Source organism: Acinetobacter sp. WCHAc010052 (assembly GCF_002165295.2).
Taxonomy (GTDB): domain Bacteria; phylum Pseudomonadota; class Gammaproteobacteria; order Pseudomonadales; family Moraxellaceae; genus Acinetobacter; species Acinetobacter chinensis.
Genome location: NZ_CP032143.1, coordinates 3,391,569 through 3,408,973, shown reverse-complemented (window position 1 = coordinate 3,408,973; position 17,405 = coordinate 3,391,569). Strand labels below are relative to the sequence as shown.

The 17,405-nt window shown below is 45.2% G+C and carries 18 protein-coding genes; 8 read left to right on the top strand and 10 right to left on the bottom strand.

From position 1 onward, the window contains the following. Nucleotides 1–77 precede the first annotated feature (77 nt). Entirely contained in the window at nucleotides 78–707 is a 630-nt protein-coding gene (locus CDG61_RS16645) for a TetR/AcrR family transcriptional regulator (protein ID WP_087514185.1), read from the bottom strand. 140 nt (nucleotides 708–847) lie between these two features. On the opposite strand from CDG61_RS16645, the gene CDG61_RS16640 reads away from it, so the two are divergent. Both CDG61_RS16640 and CDG61_RS16635 read left to right on the top strand, forming a co-directional pair. Next, on the top strand, nucleotides 848–2,335 hold the full coding sequence (locus CDG61_RS16640) for a flavin-containing monooxygenase (protein ID WP_087551156.1): 1,488 nt from the start codon (nucleotides 848–850) through the stop codon (nucleotides 2,333–2,335). A gap of 39 nt (nucleotides 2,336–2,374) precedes the next feature. Beyond that, a complete protein-coding gene (locus CDG61_RS16635; RefSeq protein ID WP_087551142.1) occupies nucleotides 2,375–3,214 on the top strand; it encodes an SDR family oxidoreductase in 840 nt (279 codons plus the stop codon). Nucleotides 3,215–3,222: 8 nt separating this feature from the next. On the opposite strand, the gene CDG61_RS16630 is transcribed toward CDG61_RS16635, so the two are convergent. From CDG61_RS16630 to CDG61_RS16610, 5 genes are all read right to left on the bottom strand, one after another. Then, nucleotides 3,223–3,810 carry a hypothetical protein gene (locus CDG61_RS16630; RefSeq protein ID WP_087551143.1) on the bottom strand — a complete coding sequence of 196 codons (588 nt, stop codon included), beginning with the start codon at nucleotides 3,808–3,810 and terminating at the stop codon, nucleotides 3,223–3,225. A 142-nt stretch (nucleotides 3,811–3,952) separates the two neighbouring features. Further along, entirely contained in the window at nucleotides 3,953–4,312 is a 360-nt protein-coding gene (locus CDG61_RS16625; protein ID WP_087551144.1) for an RcnB family protein, read from the bottom strand. A 173-nt stretch (nucleotides 4,313–4,485) separates the two neighbouring features. Beyond that, nucleotides 4,486–5,031 (bottom strand): glutathione peroxidase, encoded by a 546-nt coding sequence (locus tag CDG61_RS16620; protein WP_087551145.1) that lies wholly within the window; start codon nucleotides 5,029–5,031, stop codon nucleotides 4,486–4,488. A gap of 142 nt (nucleotides 5,032–5,173) precedes the next feature. Beyond that, complete coding sequence (locus tag CDG61_RS16615; RefSeq protein ID WP_416240694.1) at nucleotides 5,174–5,962, bottom strand: AraC family transcriptional regulator; 789 nt, start codon at nucleotides 5,960–5,962, stop codon at nucleotides 5,174–5,176. Beyond that, the gene (locus CDG61_RS16610; RefSeq protein WP_087551146.1) at nucleotides 5,950–7,179 is read right to left on the bottom strand and encodes an MFS transporter; all 1,230 of its coding nucleotides are present in this window, start codon (nucleotides 7,177–7,179) and stop codon (nucleotides 5,950–5,952) included. Before CDG61_RS16610 ends, CDG61_RS16615 begins: the two co-directional genes overlap by 13 nt. Nucleotides 7,180–7,309: 130 nt before the next feature. Here CDG61_RS16610 and CDG61_RS16605 point away from each other — a divergent pair, with 130 nt between their 5' ends. Then, the gene (locus CDG61_RS16605; protein ID WP_087551147.1) at nucleotides 7,310–7,954 is read left to right on the top strand and encodes a TetR/AcrR family transcriptional regulator; all 645 of its coding nucleotides are present in this window, start codon (nucleotides 7,310–7,312) and stop codon (nucleotides 7,952–7,954) included. Between the two features lie 116 nt (nucleotides 7,955–8,070). Further along, nucleotides 8,071–8,955 (top strand): DMT family transporter, encoded by an 885-nt coding sequence (locus CDG61_RS16600; RefSeq protein WP_087551158.1) that lies wholly within the window; start codon nucleotides 8,071–8,073, stop codon nucleotides 8,953–8,955. Between the two features lie 509 nt (nucleotides 8,956–9,464). Here CDG61_RS16600 and CDG61_RS16595 read toward each other — a convergent pair. Genes CDG61_RS16595 through CDG61_RS16585 form a run of 3 tightly spaced genes read right to left on the bottom strand, consistent with a single transcriptional unit; the run spans nucleotide 9,465 to nucleotide 12,381 of the window. Then, on the bottom strand, nucleotides 9,465–10,034 hold the full coding sequence (locus CDG61_RS16595) for an L-threonylcarbamoyladenylate synthase (protein ID WP_087551148.1): 570 nt from the start codon (nucleotides 10,032–10,034) through the stop codon (nucleotides 9,465–9,467). Between the two features lie 27 nt (nucleotides 10,035–10,061). Beyond that, nucleotides 10,062–11,207, bottom strand: a complete 1,146-nt coding sequence (gene dprA / locus CDG61_RS16590; RefSeq protein ID WP_087551149.1) for a DNA-processing protein DprA — start codon at nucleotides 11,205–11,207, stop codon at nucleotides 10,062–10,064. 19 nt (nucleotides 11,208–11,226) lie between these two features. After that, nucleotides 11,227–12,381 carry a LysM peptidoglycan-binding domain-containing protein gene (locus tag CDG61_RS16585; RefSeq protein WP_087551150.1) on the bottom strand — a complete coding sequence of 385 codons (1,155 nt, stop codon included), beginning with the start codon at nucleotides 12,379–12,381 and terminating at the stop codon, nucleotides 11,227–11,229. A gap of 120 nt (nucleotides 12,382–12,501) precedes the next feature. Between CDG61_RS16585 and def the strand changes: the two genes are divergently transcribed. From def to CDG61_RS17705, 4 genes are all read left to right on the top strand, one after another. Then, complete coding sequence (gene def / locus CDG61_RS16580; protein WP_087514173.1) at nucleotides 12,502–13,032, top strand: peptide deformylase; 531 nt, start codon at nucleotides 12,502–12,504, stop codon at nucleotides 13,030–13,032. A 90-nt stretch (nucleotides 13,033–13,122) separates the two neighbouring features. After that, nucleotides 13,123–13,581, top strand: coding sequence for a DUF2946 family protein (locus CDG61_RS16575; RefSeq protein ID WP_087551151.1), 459 nt, complete (start codon nucleotides 13,123–13,125; stop codon nucleotides 13,579–13,581). 71 nt (nucleotides 13,582–13,652) lie between these two features. Next, nucleotides 13,653–15,725: a TonB-dependent copper receptor gene (locus CDG61_RS16570; protein WP_087551152.1), complete on the top strand. Its 2,073-nt coding sequence runs from the start codon at nucleotides 13,653–13,655 to the stop codon at nucleotides 15,723–15,725. A gap of 29 nt (nucleotides 15,726–15,754) precedes the next feature. Beyond that, a complete protein-coding gene (locus CDG61_RS17705; protein ID WP_087514170.1) occupies nucleotides 15,755–16,009 on the top strand; it encodes a hypothetical protein in 255 nt (84 codons plus the stop codon). Between the two features lie 122 nt (nucleotides 16,010–16,131). Here CDG61_RS17705 and CDG61_RS16560 read toward each other — a convergent pair whose 3' ends face one another. Then, nucleotides 16,132–17,343 (bottom strand): oxygenase MpaB family protein, encoded by a 1,212-nt coding sequence (locus tag CDG61_RS16560; RefSeq protein ID WP_087551153.1) that lies wholly within the window; start codon nucleotides 17,341–17,343, stop codon nucleotides 16,132–16,134. Between the last annotated feature and the right edge of the window lie 62 nt (nucleotides 17,344–17,405).

Below are 17,405 nucleotides of genomic sequence, written 5' to 3'. Positions count from 1 at the left end.
AAACCGGACAGAGTTCAGCAGTAATTTGTAAACTTATGAATTTTTAAAGGTTATAGAGGTCAGGGCTATGCAGATATTCAGTTTTTCATTCCCTGCACAATCAGCTGAATGACAGAGACAGCATAGTTCTCAAGTGCAGTCAGATCATCAGGAGCTGTCAGAAAGCGTAAGGCTCCGTTGGTAATCATGCCAATAATGGCATGTGCTGTGGCTTCGGTATCCAGATCCTGACGTAAAAAGCCCTGTTCCACGCCATTTTGCAGATAATGGGCGGTGATGGTGGCTGACATCTGAATCATGCTCTGAACATACTGAGTCATTTCCGCATCTATGGATGTTGCTTCGAGCAGAATCAGTTTCAGTGCCAGCGGATTTTCCTGTGCAAATGCAATCAGACGTTCTGCAATACGTTCACACTGTTCCTGATAAGCCGCCAGCGTACTGACCGCAGCGGGAGCATTTTCACCGGTCAGCAGACTGTTGATTTTTGTCACAGTATCAATGATGACTTTTTCCAGAATATCTCTTTTGTTCTGAAAATGACGATAAAACGTCCCATGACCAATGCCCAGCCGTGTTGCAATATCTGCAATAGCGGTCTGATGATAGCCACGTTCAGAGAACTCAAGGAAAGCAGCCTGAATAATGTCCTGCTGCAACTGAATTTTCTGACGTTCTGCACGACTGAGTGACGATAAATCTGACATGATCAAGAAAATAAAATAGACATTTCTGACTCAATATAACGACAATTATGTGCATTGACAATCCATTCCGTTTTTGACAGTCTGTTCCAACTGTATATTATGTGATCGGATTGACTGAGATGGATGATCAGAAAAATAAAATGAATACGTCAGAATTCCATAAAGTGATCATTATTGGTGGCGGCTTTGCAGGACTGGGCGCAGCGATCAAAATGAAAGAGCAGGGAATAGAGGATTTTATTCTGCTTGAAAAAGGAGATGAACTCGGAGGTGTATGGCGTGAAAATACCTATCCTGGCTGTGCCTGCGATGTACCTTCTGCACTGTATTCCTATTCATTTGAACCCAATCCGAAATGGAGCAGGGTTTTCGCACCGCAGGCAGAAATTAAAACCTATTTACAGGATGTTGCTGCAAAACATCAGATCATGCCTTTTGTCCGTCTGGAGCATGAAGCGCTGAGTGCCACCTGGTCAGATCAGGACGGTTGCTGGATTATACAGACCAATCAGGGCGAATTCAGAGCACAGTTTTCCATCATGGCATGTGGTCCTATGCATGAACCTGTATTGCCTGCAGTCAGTGGTATTGAGAACTTTGCAGGAGAGATTTTTCATTCATCCCGATGGCGTCATGATATTGACCTGACGGGTAAGCGTGTTGCCGTGATTGGTACGGGAGCATCTGCGATTCAGTTTGTTCCTCAGATTCAGCCTCAGGTCAGTCAGCTGACGGTTTTTCAGCGTACAGCGCAATGGATTTTGCCGAAATCAGACATGAATCTGCCGAAACCGGTTCAGGCTTTGTTTAAGTTATTGCCACTGACCCAGCAACTGATGCGTGGTGGCGTATATGGCATTTTTGAAACCATTAATGGCGGTATCCAGAGTCCGACAGCGATGAAGCAGTTTCAGCGTCTGGCAAAACTGCATCTGCAGCTGACCATTAAAGATCCTGAGCTGAGACGGAAACTGACGCCTGACTTTATTATTGGCTGTAAGCGGATTCTTCAGTCCAATAACTGGTATCCCGCACTGGCACAACCTAATGTCAGTGTCATTGCCAGCGGTCTTGCCAAAGTGGAAGGAAATACCCTGATTGCTTCGGATGGCAGTCAGTGTGAGGCAGATATTATTATTTTGGGAACAGGATTTGAAATCGCAGAACCACCGATAGCCAAACGGGTGTTTAACCGTTTTGGTCAGTCCATGGCAGAGGTCTGGCAAGGGAGTCCGGAAGGATACAAAGGCACAATGGTCGCCGACTGTCCCAATGGTTTTCTGATGTTTGGTCCGAATGTGGCAGTGAGTTCATCCGCATTCATCATTATTGAAGCACAGCTGACCTATATTATGGATGCGCTGCGGCAGGCGATTGAGCTGGATATTCAGACCATTGAGCCTGATCCTGAAAAAACAGCTGTTTATAATGAAAAAATTCAGGCTGCCTTACAGTCGACTGTATGGAATAAAGGTGGCTGTCAGAGTTATTTTCTGGATCGGAATGGTCGTAACAGTGTGGCCTGGCCGTGGACGACATTTAAGCTGAGAGAGCAGTTGAGTGCTTTTAATCTGGCGGAATATCGCCTGAATCATGCATCAGAGCAACAGGAATCAGTATCTGTATGACAGAACTGTAAAAATAAAAGAGTTTAAAAGGATAATAAAATGTCAGAGAAACAAAAACTGAAAGGTAAGGTGGTCGCAGTCACAGGTGGTGCAAGAGGAATCGGGTTTGCTATAGCCACAGCCCTGGTTGCTCAGGGTGCAAAAGTGAGTATTGGTGATGTCGATATTCAGCTGACAAAACAGGCAGCAGAAAAGCTGGGTGCAGTTGCCTTTGAACTGGATGTCCGAGACAGGGCTTCGTTTGCAGCATTTATTGAACAGACGATTGCTCACTATGGCCAGCTGTATGCACTGGTCAATAACGCAGGCATTATGCCTATGGGTGCATTTCTTGAGGAAGATCCAGCACTGGCTGATGCCCAGATCGACATTAACTTCCGTGGTGTGGTGTATGGCATGCAGCAGGCATTACCTGTCCTGCTGGCACAGGGACAGGGTCATATTGTCAATATCGCATCGCTGGCAGGACGTTTTGCGATCCCTGGTGCAGCAGTTTATACCGGAACAAAGTTTGCTGTGGTCGGTATGACTGAAGCTGTTGCAGCCGATTACAGAGACACCGGAGTTCATTTTTCAGCCATTATGCCATCCAAAGTACTGACTGAACTGTCTTCAGGTACGGATGGCGCAGATCAGGGTATTCCTGCGGTAACGCCTGAGCAGGTGGCGCAGGCTGTTGTCGGTGTACTGGTTAAACCCCGACTGCTGGTGGCGGTTCCGGATTATTTACAGGTGGCGCACAGTGCCTATCATCTGTTGCCTGCCTGGGTACAGGACAAGGGACGCCGACTGCTGGGTGACCGCAGAATTCTTGAAAAACTGGATAAGGCTGCACATGCAGGTTATGCAGACCGTATCAGCCGACTGACAGGAAAATAAATACAGCTTTACTGCTCTGCTGAAGCTGTATTTTCCTGCTCAGTATTCTTTTCCTGTGGCAGCAGCATGGTCGCAAGTTTCAGCATTTCTGACTGTACGCTTCCGATCTGCTGTTGAATCTGGGCAAAGTTGATTTTGCTGAAATCAAGGTCACCATTCAGAAAAGAACTGCTCAGTAACTGCTGACTGGCATGCAGCATCTGCTGACGGATGGATTCCACTTCCTGGCTTTTCAGATTCAGACTTTCCAGTGCAGTATTGAAACCGGTTAACTGCTGTTTCAGCTCGCTGGCTGAGGTGGACAGTAACTGCTGGTCTTTATTCTGAACAGCTGTCTGAAGATCAGACTGAGTCTGCTGCAGCTGCTGCATATATTGTCCTGCTTTCATTTGCAGGTCGGCTGTGTCACGAACCATATAGAGCATATTGCCACTCGGCAGTGATTTCTGCGCAACAGGGGATTGTTCTGAAACGGACTGTTCAGCTGCTGTATTGTCCTGGACAGGTGCTTCACGTGCCTGTTCACAGCCAATCAAAAGAATCCCTGCTGTAAAAATCGCAAATGGAAGTAATGCACCCTGAATCAGTTTTTTCATCTTTCTCTGCTTTTATAACGTTGCTCTGCTGTGTACTGACTATAGAATTGAAATGTGGAGATAAATGTTAAAGTTGCAAAGTCATAACAAACATTAATAAAAAAGAGCACTTAGCGCACTCTTTTTTTTGTTCATGAACGGTTTAGCCCGCAATGATGCGGATAATGGTATGGGTTAATGTACTGGTTAACACATAATCTCCATTGACCTTGATCCACTGTTGTTGATGACCAGGTTTACTGAGTTTTCTGTATTTGCTGTGATCAACTTTATAGCCCTGTCCACGATACTGGGCCGGAACTTTCTGTCCTGCTTTCCAGTCATGGGAAGGATGGACTGATTTTTTCTGAGTCTGACCGTGCTGATGATGCGTGGTGCTCTGTGTGCTGTGCTGAACCTGATGATGCTGTTCAGACGGATGACCCTGAGGTGCTGCAGATGCAGAAACGGAAATCAGTGCAGCAGAAACGGACAGGATCAGCGATTTAGTAAATGTATTCATGATCAGACTCTTATAAAGATATTGCTCTATAAGCGTCATTAAATGCCTGAATTTTTGATGCAGAAAGGAGGGAATGTTATCTTATGATTAAAATAATGAATAAAAATGGAATATATATGTAAAAAATGAGGTGATTATTATCACCTCATGAGAATTATTTAATCTGTCAGGATTTATTTTGCCAGTTCAGCATTGATGGCATCAACAATACGGGCATCATCTGCTTTGATATCAGGTGCAAAACGGGCAACGACTTCTCCCTGTTTGTTGATCAGGAATTTTTCAAAGTTCCACAGCACTTCAGGTGGCTCATTAGGAGTCAGTCCATAATCCACCAGATCTTTCCACCACGGTCCTTCTCCGGTACGGACTGGAACAGCCTGAGTCAGGGTTGTATACAGAGGATGCTTGTCATCACCTGCGACAGAAATTTTTGAAAAAAGCGGAAAATCCACCTGATAATTCAGTGAACAGAATTCCTGAATTTCTGCATCAGAACCCGGTTCCTGTGCCAGGAAGCTATTGGCAGGAAAGCCCAGAATTTCCAGGCCTTCAGCTTTTTTCTCTGTGTACAGTTTTTCAAGCCCTTCATACTGAGGGGTCAGTCCACATTTGGATGCCACATTTACGATCAGCAGTACTTTTCCTTCGTACTGGTTCAGCGTGACGTCATTGCCCTGAATCGTCTTTACCGGAATATTGTAAACCGAAGTGCTCATAGTATTGTCCTGATTTAAATTGTTATTTCAGCATGCAAGTTGTATCGGGAATTATCACGATCGGCAAGTGATTCCAGCGGAACTTTCAGAAGAATTTTGTATGTGAATATGGCAGATTCAGATTTTCATAACTGCACTGTCATCAGTTTTCGTGAAGCTGGGAGGGAGTCTGTCCCGTGTGCCGTTTAAAAAATTCAATAAAACTGGAACTGTGCTGATAACCGAGTTCATAGGCCGTTTTCTTGATGCTGATGCCTTTACGCAGCTGCCCGATGGCATAAATAATTTTTGCCCGGTTGCGCCATTCAGAAATCGGAATCTGCAGCTCCTGCTGGCTGAGTCTTAAAATATGCCGTTCGCTCAAAGGAAAAGTACCCAGTAACTGTTGCAGGCTGAGATTAAACTTTTCGGGATCAGACAACAGTTTCAGTACAGGTTCAAGAACCACATGACTGCTTTGCGGTAAATACTGATGATGGCAGGGTGCCAGTTGCAGCTGATCCAGCAGAACCTGAAGCAGATGCTGCTGGTAGTGTGCAACAGGATAACCGGCCTTTTTCCGAGCCAGCAGTTCCATCACGGTATGTCTTAAAAAGGGTGTAATACTCAGGGTTCTGCTGTCCTGGCTGAATAAATGACACAGTGAGGGATGTATGCGGATACAGATGTAATGGGTCAGCTGGGTATCCACTGCAATGCTGCAGTGTTCTGTCCGGGGTGGAATCCAGATGCCATAACTGGGTGGCGACATAAAGACCTGAGATCCGATTGAAAACTCGAGCAGACCATTCAGACTGAAATTGAAATCACCCCACAGACAGCTATGTGGGGTGATTGTTTCATCTTTGTGAAAATGAAATTCTTCAATTTCCATCAGATCTTTAAGCGCAACATTATTCTGCATGGCGGACTGATCGGTTATGAGGTGCATTCCATTTTAGGATTATTCAGACCACGTGACCATGTAAATATTGAAAGCACAGCGATCAGAATAAAACTGAGCACGCTGTAGAGCAGGATGCTTGCATTGAAATGATCCACGACATAGCCACCCAGTAATGACCCTGTGGCAATCATGACCTGGAAGAAACCGACAAACAGCGGCATCCCTTTTTCAACGGCATCAGGCGCATGCACAAACATCCAGATATTGGCTGTTGTTGGGAATGCACCGAATGCAAAACCCCACAGTGCGGTCAGTATGAGTGCACCTGGCAGATAAACGGCAAACACAGGGAAGCTGAAAAATACAATGGCAAAGAGCAGGCAGATAAAGGCAAAGGTATAACGGACATTCAGGTTGCCACTGTAGCCGGCAAAAGCGTTACCGAAAATACCTGCAACACCGTACAGGAGTAGAAGACTGCTGATGGTGGAGCTGTCAAACCCTGCAGTATTTTTAAAAAATGGAGCCAGATAACTGAAGGATGAAAAGTGTGCCAGTCCGACCAGGATAATAATAATCAATCCTTTACGGGCTTTTTTATTTTTCAGTAAGGCAGGCAGATCACGGAAATGAGTCGCTGAATCCGGTTTCAGTGCAGGCAGGAAAATCAGTTCCAGCAACAGGACCACAGCACCAATAATGGCTGTCAGCAAAAAGGCATTGCGCCAGCCAAAATATTCACTTAACCAGGTCCCCAGAGGAACACCGAGTACCGTTGCAAGCGTAACCCCCGCCATAACAATGGCAGTGGCTTTAGCAATCGGCAGATGCTGTGGTCCCAGTTTTCCACTCAGGGCAATGGCGGTTGCCCAGAAACCGCCAATGGCGATACCGAGTATGAAACGGCTGAACAGAAGCATGGACAGACTCGTGGAAAAAGCAGTCATCAGATTGGCGATCACCATAATGACAGTCAGTCCGATCAGCAGGTATTTACGGTCAAGTTCTTTGATCCACACGGGTAACAGGGGTGCGGCAAGGGCTGCCATAATGCCAGGCAGGGCAATCACCAGACCTGCCGTGCCTGCTGAAATATGCAGATCTGAGGCAATGCTGTTCAGTACGCCAATCGGTAAAAATTCACTGGTAACCAGGGCAAAAGCAGTAATGGCGACAGAAAGCAGGGCATACCAGCTGCCCTTTGTAGTGGGGGGAGCTTCAGAGCGTATTTCGCTGTTCTGACTGTTGGGAGAGATTGGCATAATCAGGTTCCGTATTCAGGTATTTTGTTTGAATAATTAAATAGCGATCATTATAAAAATAAAATATTTGATCATTTTACCCGTGTCAATTAATTTAATAGTAATTGTTATAAAAATATGTGTGATGTTTATGACAGAATCAGACAAAGTTGTTTCAGGACATGCTGATCTGGTTGTTCGCCGTGGTCGTGGCAGACCCAGATGTTTTGATGAGCAGGAAGCACTGCACAAAGCCATGCTGCTGTTCTGGGAATATGGTTATGAAGCAACCAGTATCAGTGATCTGACTCAGGCATTGAATATTACCGCGCCCAGTCTGTATGGCAGTTTTGGGGATAAAAGTCAGCTGTTCTATCGCTGTCTGGATTATTATCTGACCACTGAAGCCTGCCCGATTGAAAGGATTTTTCAGGAAGCCCGAACCGCCCGAATCGCTATTGAAATTTACCTGCATGAAAATATTAAAAAGATGGTACAGGATCATAAACCGGCAGGATGCATGCTGGTGGTGGCAACCATGAACTGCTCCGAGCAGAACCATCAGATTCAGGAACAGCTGTTACAGAAACGGCACTGGGTCAAACAGCGTATTTATGAACGTCTGCAACAGGGCATACAGGATCAGGATTTAAGTCCGAACAGCCCAATAGAGGCTATGTCAGATTTTTATACCACCATCATTCAGGGCATGACTTTACAGGCAAGGGATGGAGCCACGATTGAACAGCTGAATCGGGTGGCTGAGCATGCTATGAAAAGCTGGGACACATTCTGATGACAGATTTTCAGTGATGAAGATGTCGTGTCTGCGGTAGAGATGTCTGAAATACCATATTTCAAACATCTCAGACCTGAGGGAAAATACCATGACTGAAAATGATGGGAACGAACATGACACAACCTATTAAAACAGCCTGGTGGATGATTGCCTTACCGTTGCTCGCCGTTTTGATCTGGTCTATGAACATTGCTGTGACCCGCTATGTCACAGACTATATTTCTCCTGTCAGTATCAGTTTTTACCGCTGGCTGGTGGCTTTTCTGATTCTTACGCCTTTTATGCTGTTTCGGGTGATTCAGGAGTGGGCAGATATCCGTCCACATCTGAAACAGCTTGCTGTTCTGAGCGCATTCGGAATGGTGATGTATCAGGGTGTGGCATATACAGCTGCACATTATACGACCGCAACCAATATGGGCATTATCAATGCCTTTATTCCTGTATTTACCATTTTTGTTTCCATGCTGATTCTAAAAGATATTCCGAACCGTTATGCGGTTGTGGGCAGTCTGATTTCTTTTGCAGGTCTGATCTATGTCATGGGGCAGGGTAATATTACGGCACTGGTTCAGTCAGGCGGGCATCTGGGTGATGTGCTGATGATTGCTGCTGTTTTCTTTTATGCATTTTATGGCGTATTTCTGAAAAAGTGGCAGCTGAAAATTCCTCTGATGCAGAGTCTGTATGTACAGATTGGATTTGCACTGCTGTACCACCTGCCGTTTGTATTATGGATGGGACTGGATACGGTCAATGCAGAGAATGCTCCCAGTGTGATTTATGCCGGTATTTTTCCATCACTGATTGCACCGTTGTTATGGATGCTCGCTGTGCAATGGATCGGACCGAACCGGACCAGTATCTTTATGAACATGATGCCGGTTTTCACTGCGATTATTGCTTTTTTCTGGCTGAAAGAAGCATGGACGGTCTATCACACTGTGGGTGGAATCGTGATTGTTGCAGGGATTTTACTCGCCCAGAAACGACACTGATGTCTCTGGGCTGGGTAGAGCGAACAGTAGTTGTATAATTGATGAACAATTGATTGAAAATTACATTATTTTGAGTTTGGTGATTTAATGTGCATACTGGCATTTTATAAAACTGAATATAGATAAAATAATTTAATAAAATAGTGATATATATTTAATTGTTAAATTTTAATGATGACAGTCTGTCTGTTTTTTTAAGTGAATTATATAAATATTGTATTTGTATAAAGAAAGCATTTGTTACATAATGTCTGTACAGACAATGATTAAGTTTTTCTTAACTAATCAGCTTGTTGTCTGGTGGATTTAAAGACCCTCTGGATGTGTTTTTTGCACATCCTTTTTAACGCTCAACCAGTCTTCTATGGTTGAGTTTTTTTTTGCCTGAATATTTCTACTGTAAATTACAGCTGCTTCTTTTGATTATTTTTTGAACATCGTGTTTCTGGAGCAGATTGCAGTCGATGAAATTCATCAGACTGCTCATGTATGTACTGGAATAATCCGCATTATGCACGGATTACTTCACCTGTTTCAGCATCAATAATCCGGCTGGGTTCACGGCTCAGTCCCAGATCACCGTTCAGATAATTCATATCGCCTGAAAAGTAGCGGCTGGCTTCCTGAAGGGAGCGTGCAGGTTCAAGTCCGGCAGGATTTGCACTGGTCGAAACAATAAATCCATTAAAGGCATTACAGAGTGCGACACAGAGCGAATGTGTGGTGACGCGTACAGCAACCTTTGAGTGATTGCCTTTAATCCATGCAGGAATATGCTCACCTGCGGGCAACAGCCAGGTGGTGGCACGCTCATTCGGTTTACGGTTGCTCCAGCTGTTGATCACCTGTTCATACATTTCAGGAGAAAGATCTTTCAGCAAAGGTTCTACCTGTGCAATCTGTGCAGCAAGCAGAATGACGCCTTTTTCAATGGGACGCTGTTTAAGACGCAGAATCTCGTGAAATGCCTGTTCATTGAGAGGGTCACAGCCCAGTCCCCATACAGCCTCTGTAGGATATGCCAGAACCTGTCCTTTATGCAGACATTGAGCAGCTTCAACAACAGAGGTGGTGATCATGGGATCTTGCCTTAAAAAAATAAAGGACTATTGTGAACCTAAATGACCCTGACGACAACGCAGATATAATCCACTCTGTTGAATGCACATCCCCTGAAGCTCCAGTTCCATCAGCTGACCAGTCAGTGTTGAAATATCCATACTGAGTTTGTTTGCCAGCTGATCCATGTTCAGTCCGTTCCAGTCCAGGGTTTGGTATAAAGCAATCAGATGCTCAGGCAGGACAGGTGTTTCTGGAACCGTGCTGGTCTCTTTCTTTTGCTGCACCATCCACTGGGTAGGCAGTGCCAGGTCCTCAATCACCTGTTCAGGATGGTCAATCAGGATTGCACCTTCACGGATCAGTTGATGACATCCCTGATGAAACTCGCTGTAAATATGTCCAGGTATGGCAAACACGGTTTTTCCCTGTTCAGCGGCAAGTTGAGCTGTGATCAGTGAGCCACTGTTCAGACTGGCTTCTGCAACGATGACGCCCAGGCTTAGTCCACTGACAATGCGGTTACGCCGTGGAAAATGCTGCTGAAGAGGAAGTGTACCAGGTAAAAACTCTGTGATGACCGCACCACGCTGTTCAGTAATCTGCTGTCTGAGCTGGGTATGGGCTGTCGGATAAGTCTGGTCCAGTCCTGTTCCCATGACTGCAATGGTTCGCTGGTGCTTCAACCCGCCTTTATGGGCAGCTTCATCAATACCCTGAGCCAGTCCACTGTTGATATAAAAACCCTTTTCGCTCAGATAAAAGGCAAAATCATAGGCAATCTGACGTCCGTGAGGACTGGGTTTGCGACTGCCGACGATCGCAATCTGAGGTTGCAGCAAAGCTTGAGCATTTCCCTGTCCAAACAGAATGGGCGGAGGGCTGGTATAAGGAAGAAGCTGAGCAGGATAGTCGGTGGATTCAGGGATCAGAACAAAATCTGTATGAGATTGAATGCTTTGCAGAAGTTCTGCAAATTTCTGTTGTCCAGCGTCAGTCTGAAATTCCTGTGCACGCTGTATGTGATTTTTATGCAGATTCAGCTGAGACCACTGCGCAAGACCTTTGGGGGCTATCGCCAGATGGACACTGCCAAAATGTTGTTTCAGTTTATAAAAAGCAGAAAGAGAATGCTGAACCAGATACCACAAGGTAATTGTTTCAATCTGCGCTTGTGATAAAGGGTTCAGCATGTTTATGACTTCCGAAAGGTTATTCGTCCATCAGCGGTGGCTGGATACCTGCCCCGACTTTGATCGGTAATTCGCTGTCCAGTACGTATGCATAGCTCAGATTATCAAATGCTTTGAAAACCATGATGTTACCAATACGCTGTCCTGGCAGTTGAACACGTTCATGTGTTTTTGGATCTGTGACAGTTTCGCCTTTCTGGGAAACGGCAAGCACATGTCCAACCTGAATGCCCTGTAAAGTACCACGGTCAATGGTTACAACACTGTTTTTCGCAGCGGTTCCAATAGAACCCATCACACGGACAATCTGACCGCCAGCGGTAATATCTTCAGCATGCGTTGGATAGAACAGGGTCGGCAGCATTGGATCATATTCAGGCAGTACACGGTCACCACGACGGACTTCACCATTATAGGTATTGGTCAGTTCAAGGGTGGTGATGTCATTTTCACCACGGATGGCAATACCTGATGCAACCTGAGTCAGTTCCAGACCTGCATTGTATTTTTTGCCTTTTGCGTCAGTGAACATGTACGGTTCACCTTCACGGTAAACGGAGTAACGCTGACCTGCAACAAGACCGTTGCCACGTGCGTAGACAGTTTGACCTTTGGCAGCCATTACACGCTGATCACTGGTACCCAGGATGTATGGTGTTCCTTCAATGGCACTCTGAGGAATAATGGTACTGCGCTCCAGCCACTGTTTGATATATTCAAGAGGAATAACTGGAATGGCATTGTTCAGTGATTCAACACGAACCTGTGGCTGCAGTTTGGTGCCACCGGTATAGCGACGGATAATACCTTCACAGCCATCACCTTCATCTTTACCGATAATCGGTTTACCGTTATAGGTACACATCAGCAGGCGGTCGCCAGGAAAAATCCAGTGCGGGTTTTTTACATGCTTGTTACTTGCCCAGATTTCAGGCCAGCGAACAGGATTTTTTAAAAATCGCTTCGAGATATCCCACAGCGTATCGCCTTTTTTCACCACATAAACCTGTGGTGCTCCTGCTTTCAATGCGGGTGGATTGACGTTCCTGGCTGGCGCAGCTTCAGCAACGCTGACCATGCCAGCTCCAACGCTGACGCAGATGGCAAGCGCTAATAATTGTTTTTTTAACCCCAGAGCATTAAAAGATGGTATGCCCTTCAAAACCTTTTTCATTATCATAATTCCTAAAATTATGTATGCAGATGCGTTATAATAACGATCTTACACACATTTTTTTGATGAAGCATTCCTTCATTCTGGTTTTTTGATCAATGGCATAAGTGAGGATGCAGTATGGCCTTATTACCTATTTTAAGTTTTCCTGATCCCCGTCTTCGTACCATTGCAAAACCTGTCGAAGAAGTTACTGATGAAATCCGTCAGCTTGCTGCAGATATGTTTGAAACCATGTATGAAGCGCCAGGCATCGGTTTAGCCGCTACACAGGTTGATCAGCATATTCAGCTTATCGTCATGGATCTGTCTGAAAATAAAGATCAGCCCATGGTGTTCATTAACCCCAGAATTACCCCATTGACTGAAGAAACACAGCCTTACGAAGAAGGCTGTTTATCAGTGCCTCAAATATACGATAAAGTTGCGCGCCCGTCACGTGTAAAAATTGAGGCAATTAACCTTGAAGGTCAATCATTTGAGATGGAATCAGACGGACTTCTCGCTGTTTGCATTCAGCATGAAATGGATCACTTAAACGGCAAACTGTTTGTCGATTATTTATCGCCTTTAAAACGTCAGCGTGCCCGTGAAAAGGTCGAAAAAGTTATTCGTCAGCGTCAGAAAGAAAAAGTTGCTGTGAAACGCTGAGCAGTAAAATTTACAAATTTGTAAGTGCAAAAGCCCAGATCAGTCTGGGCTTTGCTATACTTGCGCTGCGCAAATTGCAGGACTGTTATTTTGCTGTTACGTAGTGGTTTACTGCTGTCATTTGCAGCAGTATTTTTACAGATTGCTGTATTTTTACAGCCTTTGCTGCCGAAGCAATATCAGGTTGCTCCGGTCTGTGAAACCATTACGCGTGCACTTTTAGTGAAACCTGACAGTCATTCTTCTGTTTCGCATTTCCATCACGCAGCTCATTCTGCTGTGTCTTCAACCCATGATCATGCTGATCTTTCTGTACAGCATGAGTCTGAAGCTGCTTCTGAACACCATCATCATGATGCAGGGCATCAGTGTCAGTACTGTACTGTCTACGGAAACCTTGTACTGCCACCAGAGCTTGAAGTCAAAGAAGTGCTTGATCGCATTCAGGTGCGTCTGCTTGCATTTCAGAAAACATTCAGTCATGTCTGGTTCGTGCTGCAACGGCTGTTTCTGCTTCCTCAGGGTAGGGCACCACCTCTTTCTGCATAAATCCGGTTGTTGTTTTTCAGGGTCTTGAATGACTCCTGTCCCGTTGTATTTATGTATTGAGAGAAATTGATATGGCTAAGCCAGTATTCCTTTTACAGCCACTGACGGCTGCAGTTCTTATTGCCTGTCATTCAGGTGTGGCATTTGCTGATGCTGAAAATGATCAGTCCCACAGGGCGGTTGCCAGCCTGGCACCTATTGTCACCACTGCTCAGCAGGGAAATGATGCCAGTGGGCTGATTGTCCGTGCTGATCCGAAAAAGCCGATTCAGCCGGTTCCAGCAACGGATGGTGCAGATTATCTGCAGAGTATTGTGGGTTTCAGTGCAGTGAAAAATGGTGGAACCAACGGTGATGTTACGTTTCGCGGCATGTTCGGTTCCCGTATAAAAATTCTGACGGATGGTTCGGAGAGTCTGGGTGCCTGCCCAAGCCGGATGGATGCACCGACCTCTTATATTCAGCCGGAAAGTTTTGACCGTATTTCAGTCATCAAAGGTCCTCAGACAGTGCAGTATGCAGGTACGGGTTCTGCTGCCACGGTTATTTTTGAACGTCAGAAATCTGAATTTAAAGAACATCAGCCTGTACAGGGGCAAGCCAGTGTGCTGCTCGGATCATTCGGGCGACTGGATCACAACGTGGAAGCACTGGCAGGAGATGACCAAAAATACATCCGTCTGAATGCAAACCGTTCGGAGTCGGACAGTTATCAGGATGGTGATGGGAAAACAGTCCCATCGGCATGGGAACGCTGGAATACAGATCTTGCAGTGGGCTGGACACCTGATGATGACACCTGGGTAGAGCTGACAGGCGGTAAGGGTGATGGTGAGGCACTGTATGCAGGGCGTTCCATGGATGGTTCACAGTTTGCCCGTGAAAGTCTGGGACTGCGTTTTGAAAAGAAAAACATTACTGAAACGATTCAGAAAATTGAAGCGCAGGTGAACTACAGTTTTAATGATCATGTGATGGATAATTTCAGTTTGCGTCAGCCAGAAATGAAGCATGACCATACTCTGCATACCATGTATCTGGATAAGTCTTCCATGCAGGTGACACGCCGTACACTGAACTCACGCCTAGCGATGACGACTGAGTGGGATAAATTAAGTCTGATCAGTGGTGTGGATTCACAACAGAATCATCATGCTGGCAGTATGACTTCGCATACGATGAATATGCCGCTCAGTACCAATATGAAATACCACTCCTATGGTGCTTTTACAGAACTGGGCTATCAGCTGTCTGAAAATTACAGACTGGTATCCGGGGCTCGTATAGATCAGGTCAAAATTGATGCGCTGAAATTGAATGATGAGCGTAAGGAAACCTTACCGAGTGCTTTTATCCGCCTGGAAAATCAGCATCCCCATCACGATGCAAAAACATATATTGGCCTGGGTTATGTAGAGCGGGTGCCTGACTACTGGGAGCTGTTCAGTACAGCACATGGCAACAGCGGAATGTCCAAACCTGCATTCAATGACCTGGATACTGAAAAAACCTTGCAGCTCGATATGGGCTATCAGCATGAACATGGTGCGTTCAGTTCATGGGTGTCGGCTTATGCAGGTCTGATCAATGACTATATTCTGATGAGTTATCACGATCATTCGACGGGTATGGGACACAGTCATGGTTCTACATTCAGTGCAGGAGCAAAAAATGTGGATGCTGTGATTGCCGGTGCTGAAGCAGGTGTGGGCTATCAGTTTACAGATGCAGTTCAGGCAGATATCAGTGCCATGTATGCCTGGGGTGAAAACAGCGAAACAAATGATCCACTGCCACAGATCGCTCCTTTGGAAGGACGTCTGAATTTACGTTATGTTCAGGATAAATACTCGCTGGGGCTGTTATGGCGTGCGGTTGCAAAACAGGATCGTATCAGCCTGAATCAGGGTACGATTGTTGGTTATGACATGAAAGAAAGTGCAGGATTCAGCACACTTTCCATTAATGCAGGCTATAACATTCAGAAAGATCTTAATCTTGCGGTTGGTATAGATAATCTGCTGGATAAAACCTATACCGAGCATTTAAATAAAGCAGGCAGTTCAGGTTTTGGCTTTGCCAGCAATGAACAGTTCAACAATACCGGTCGTAACTACTGGGCAAGAATCAGCATGAAATTCTAAGTTGATACAGACTGAACAGGAGTTTAAATATGAGTCATTCAAGTAATAAGTTATCCCCTGAAAAATCGGGATGGGGCTGGAAACTGCTCATCGTTGCCATTATTCTGAGCTGTATCTTTATGGGTTTTTTCTGGCTGGCAATCACCAATGATCCGGAATATATGCCAAGTCATAAACAGCAATATACGCAGCAGAGTTTTAAAAATGCACCTGTCATGAAGCAGACAGAACAGGCTCATCAGGAACAGGCTTCTTCAGAAGCTCATGCATCACACCATCCCTGAACTATCCTTCTGATCTGATAAAAGGAAACCTGCGGGTTTCCTTTTTTTATGGGTGGAATAATAAAAATCATCAGGATCGGTGACTGAAATTTTCAGTGGAACTGTAAAAATTAATCTGTGGATCAGTGCTGGTGCATGCTTGCCAGTTGTTTGGCTTTACTGCTGTACAGAGCCAGTCCTAACTTCTGAACATTACGCCCGTTCCGCAGTAAAAAATCATCTATTTTGCTTGAGTGGCGCGCACCTGTATAAAGCAGCAGATTACGGGCGATCAGATAGTATGCAAACCATGCAGCAGGGCGTTGTTTTAAACCGAGCTGGTGCATTTTTTTACGTCCAATAAAAAACTGAGTCACCTCCAGGTGCTGTCTGTAAGCCAGTTTCTGCTGCAACGGTCGCATATAGCGGTATTGCCGTTCAAAAGGTTCTTTGGAAAGACTCGACCCCAGTGAAACACTCGACTCATCAGACTTGGGATGGGCGAAATGCATCCAGTAAATAAGTTTCCATCCATCAGATTCTTTATTCACCAGCCATTTTTCATCAATACCCATTAACCAGCCTGCATATTTCCAGAAATGCAGAAAACTGTCGACTTCCTGCTTTGAAGGAAAAATGCCAAGCGCCCGAATACCAATCAGCACCACACCACTGAAAGCAATATTGGTCATAGCCTGATCAAACTGATTAATAGGAACGCCCCAGGTGTCGGCATCCCATTTTTCAGACTTTCCAAGATGGTAGCGCACCAGTGAATGAATAAACCGGACATAGATAGTGGATGTAAAACCTTTGTTGAAACGTTCGAAACCGTTTTCTTCAGTGATATCAATCCACCATTTTGTGGTTTCGGCAAGCCGTGTGCCGGCCTGCTTTTTCAGTGCCCCGGTCAGCACCAGTGGCTGGTTGAATCCTGGATACATATAGCCTGTCATCAGGGACAGATCACGCAGAATGAAACCATTATTGACCCCGAGCCGGTAAGTAAACCTGAGAGCATCATCAATTTTCTGCTGATCGTACCATTCCGGTTTCTGTTCAACTTTTCTGAAAAAATCAGTCAGTACCGACATTTCATGAGGTAACTGATCCAAACCCTTATACAGCGCCGTTTCAAAATACTGCCGATGCTCTTTTGGATTCTGAACGACCCATTGCATGACAGTATCCATAGCATCATCACCACTTTGCAGAGCGCGGTTCAATGCCTGATATTCTTCAAAACTGGGAGAAACTTCCTGATCAGCCATATAGCTTAAAATTTTTGATTTCAGACTGAACTGAGGGATGTCTTCAAATGCAGCCAGTCGGCTGGGTCTGTTTAATGTTTGCATTGTGATCAATTCCTGATTATTGTTTGATCAGACTTTAATATGAATATTTATTCGCATTCAAT

Excerpts from the sequence above, each read along its gene's own strand:
- CDG61_RS16645 (WP_087514185.1), bottom strand. The coding sequence starts at position 707 with ATGTCAGATTTATCGTCACTCAGTCGTGCAGAACGTCAGAAAATTCAG.
- CDG61_RS16640 (WP_087551156.1), top strand. The coding sequence starts at position 848 with ATGAATACGTCAGAATTCCATAAAGTGATCATTATTGGTGGCGGCTTT.
- CDG61_RS16635 (WP_087551142.1), top strand. The coding sequence starts at position 2,375 with ATGTCAGAGAAACAAAAACTGAAAGGTAAGGTGGTCGCAGTCACAGGT.
- CDG61_RS16630 (WP_087551143.1), bottom strand. The coding sequence starts at position 3,810 with ATGAAAAAACTGATTCAGGGTGCATTACTTCCATTTGCGATTTTTACA.
- CDG61_RS16625 (WP_087551144.1), bottom strand. The coding sequence starts at position 4,312 with ATGAATACATTTACTAAATCGCTGATCCTGTCCGTTTCTGCTGCACTG.
- CDG61_RS16620 (WP_087551145.1), bottom strand. The coding sequence starts at position 5,031 with ATGAGCACTTCGGTTTACAATATTCCGGTAAAGACGATTCAGGGCAAT.
- CDG61_RS16615 (WP_416240694.1), bottom strand. The coding sequence starts at position 5,962 with ATGCACCTCATAACCGATCAGTCCGCCATGCAGAATAATGTTGCGCTT.
- CDG61_RS16610 (WP_087551146.1), bottom strand. The coding sequence starts at position 7,179 with ATGCCAATCTCTCCCAACAGTCAGAACAGCGAAATACGCTCTGAAGCT.
- CDG61_RS16605 (WP_087551147.1), top strand. The coding sequence starts at position 7,310 with ATGACAGAATCAGACAAAGTTGTTTCAGGACATGCTGATCTGGTTGTT.
- CDG61_RS16600 (WP_087551158.1), top strand. The coding sequence starts at position 8,071 with ATGACACAACCTATTAAAACAGCCTGGTGGATGATTGCCTTACCGTTG.
- CDG61_RS16595 (WP_087551148.1), bottom strand. The coding sequence starts at position 10,034 with ATGATCACCACCTCTGTTGTTGAAGCTGCTCAATGTCTGCATAAAGGA.
- dprA (WP_087551149.1), bottom strand. The coding sequence starts at position 11,207 with ATGCTGAACCCTTTATCACAAGCGCAGATTGAAACAATTACCTTGTGG.
- CDG61_RS16585 (WP_087551150.1), bottom strand. The coding sequence starts at position 12,381 with ATGAAAAAGGTTTTGAAGGGCATACCATCTTTTAATGCTCTGGGGTTA.
- def (WP_087514173.1), top strand. The coding sequence starts at position 12,502 with ATGGCCTTATTACCTATTTTAAGTTTTCCTGATCCCCGTCTTCGTACC.
- CDG61_RS16570 (WP_087551152.1), top strand. The coding sequence starts at position 13,653 with ATGGCTAAGCCAGTATTCCTTTTACAGCCACTGACGGCTGCAGTTCTT.
- CDG61_RS17705 (WP_087514170.1), top strand. The coding sequence starts at position 15,755 with ATGAGTCATTCAAGTAATAAGTTATCCCCTGAAAAATCGGGATGGGGC.
- CDG61_RS16560 (WP_087551153.1), bottom strand. The coding sequence starts at position 17,343 with ATGCAAACATTAAACAGACCCAGCCGACTGGCTGCATTTGAAGACATC.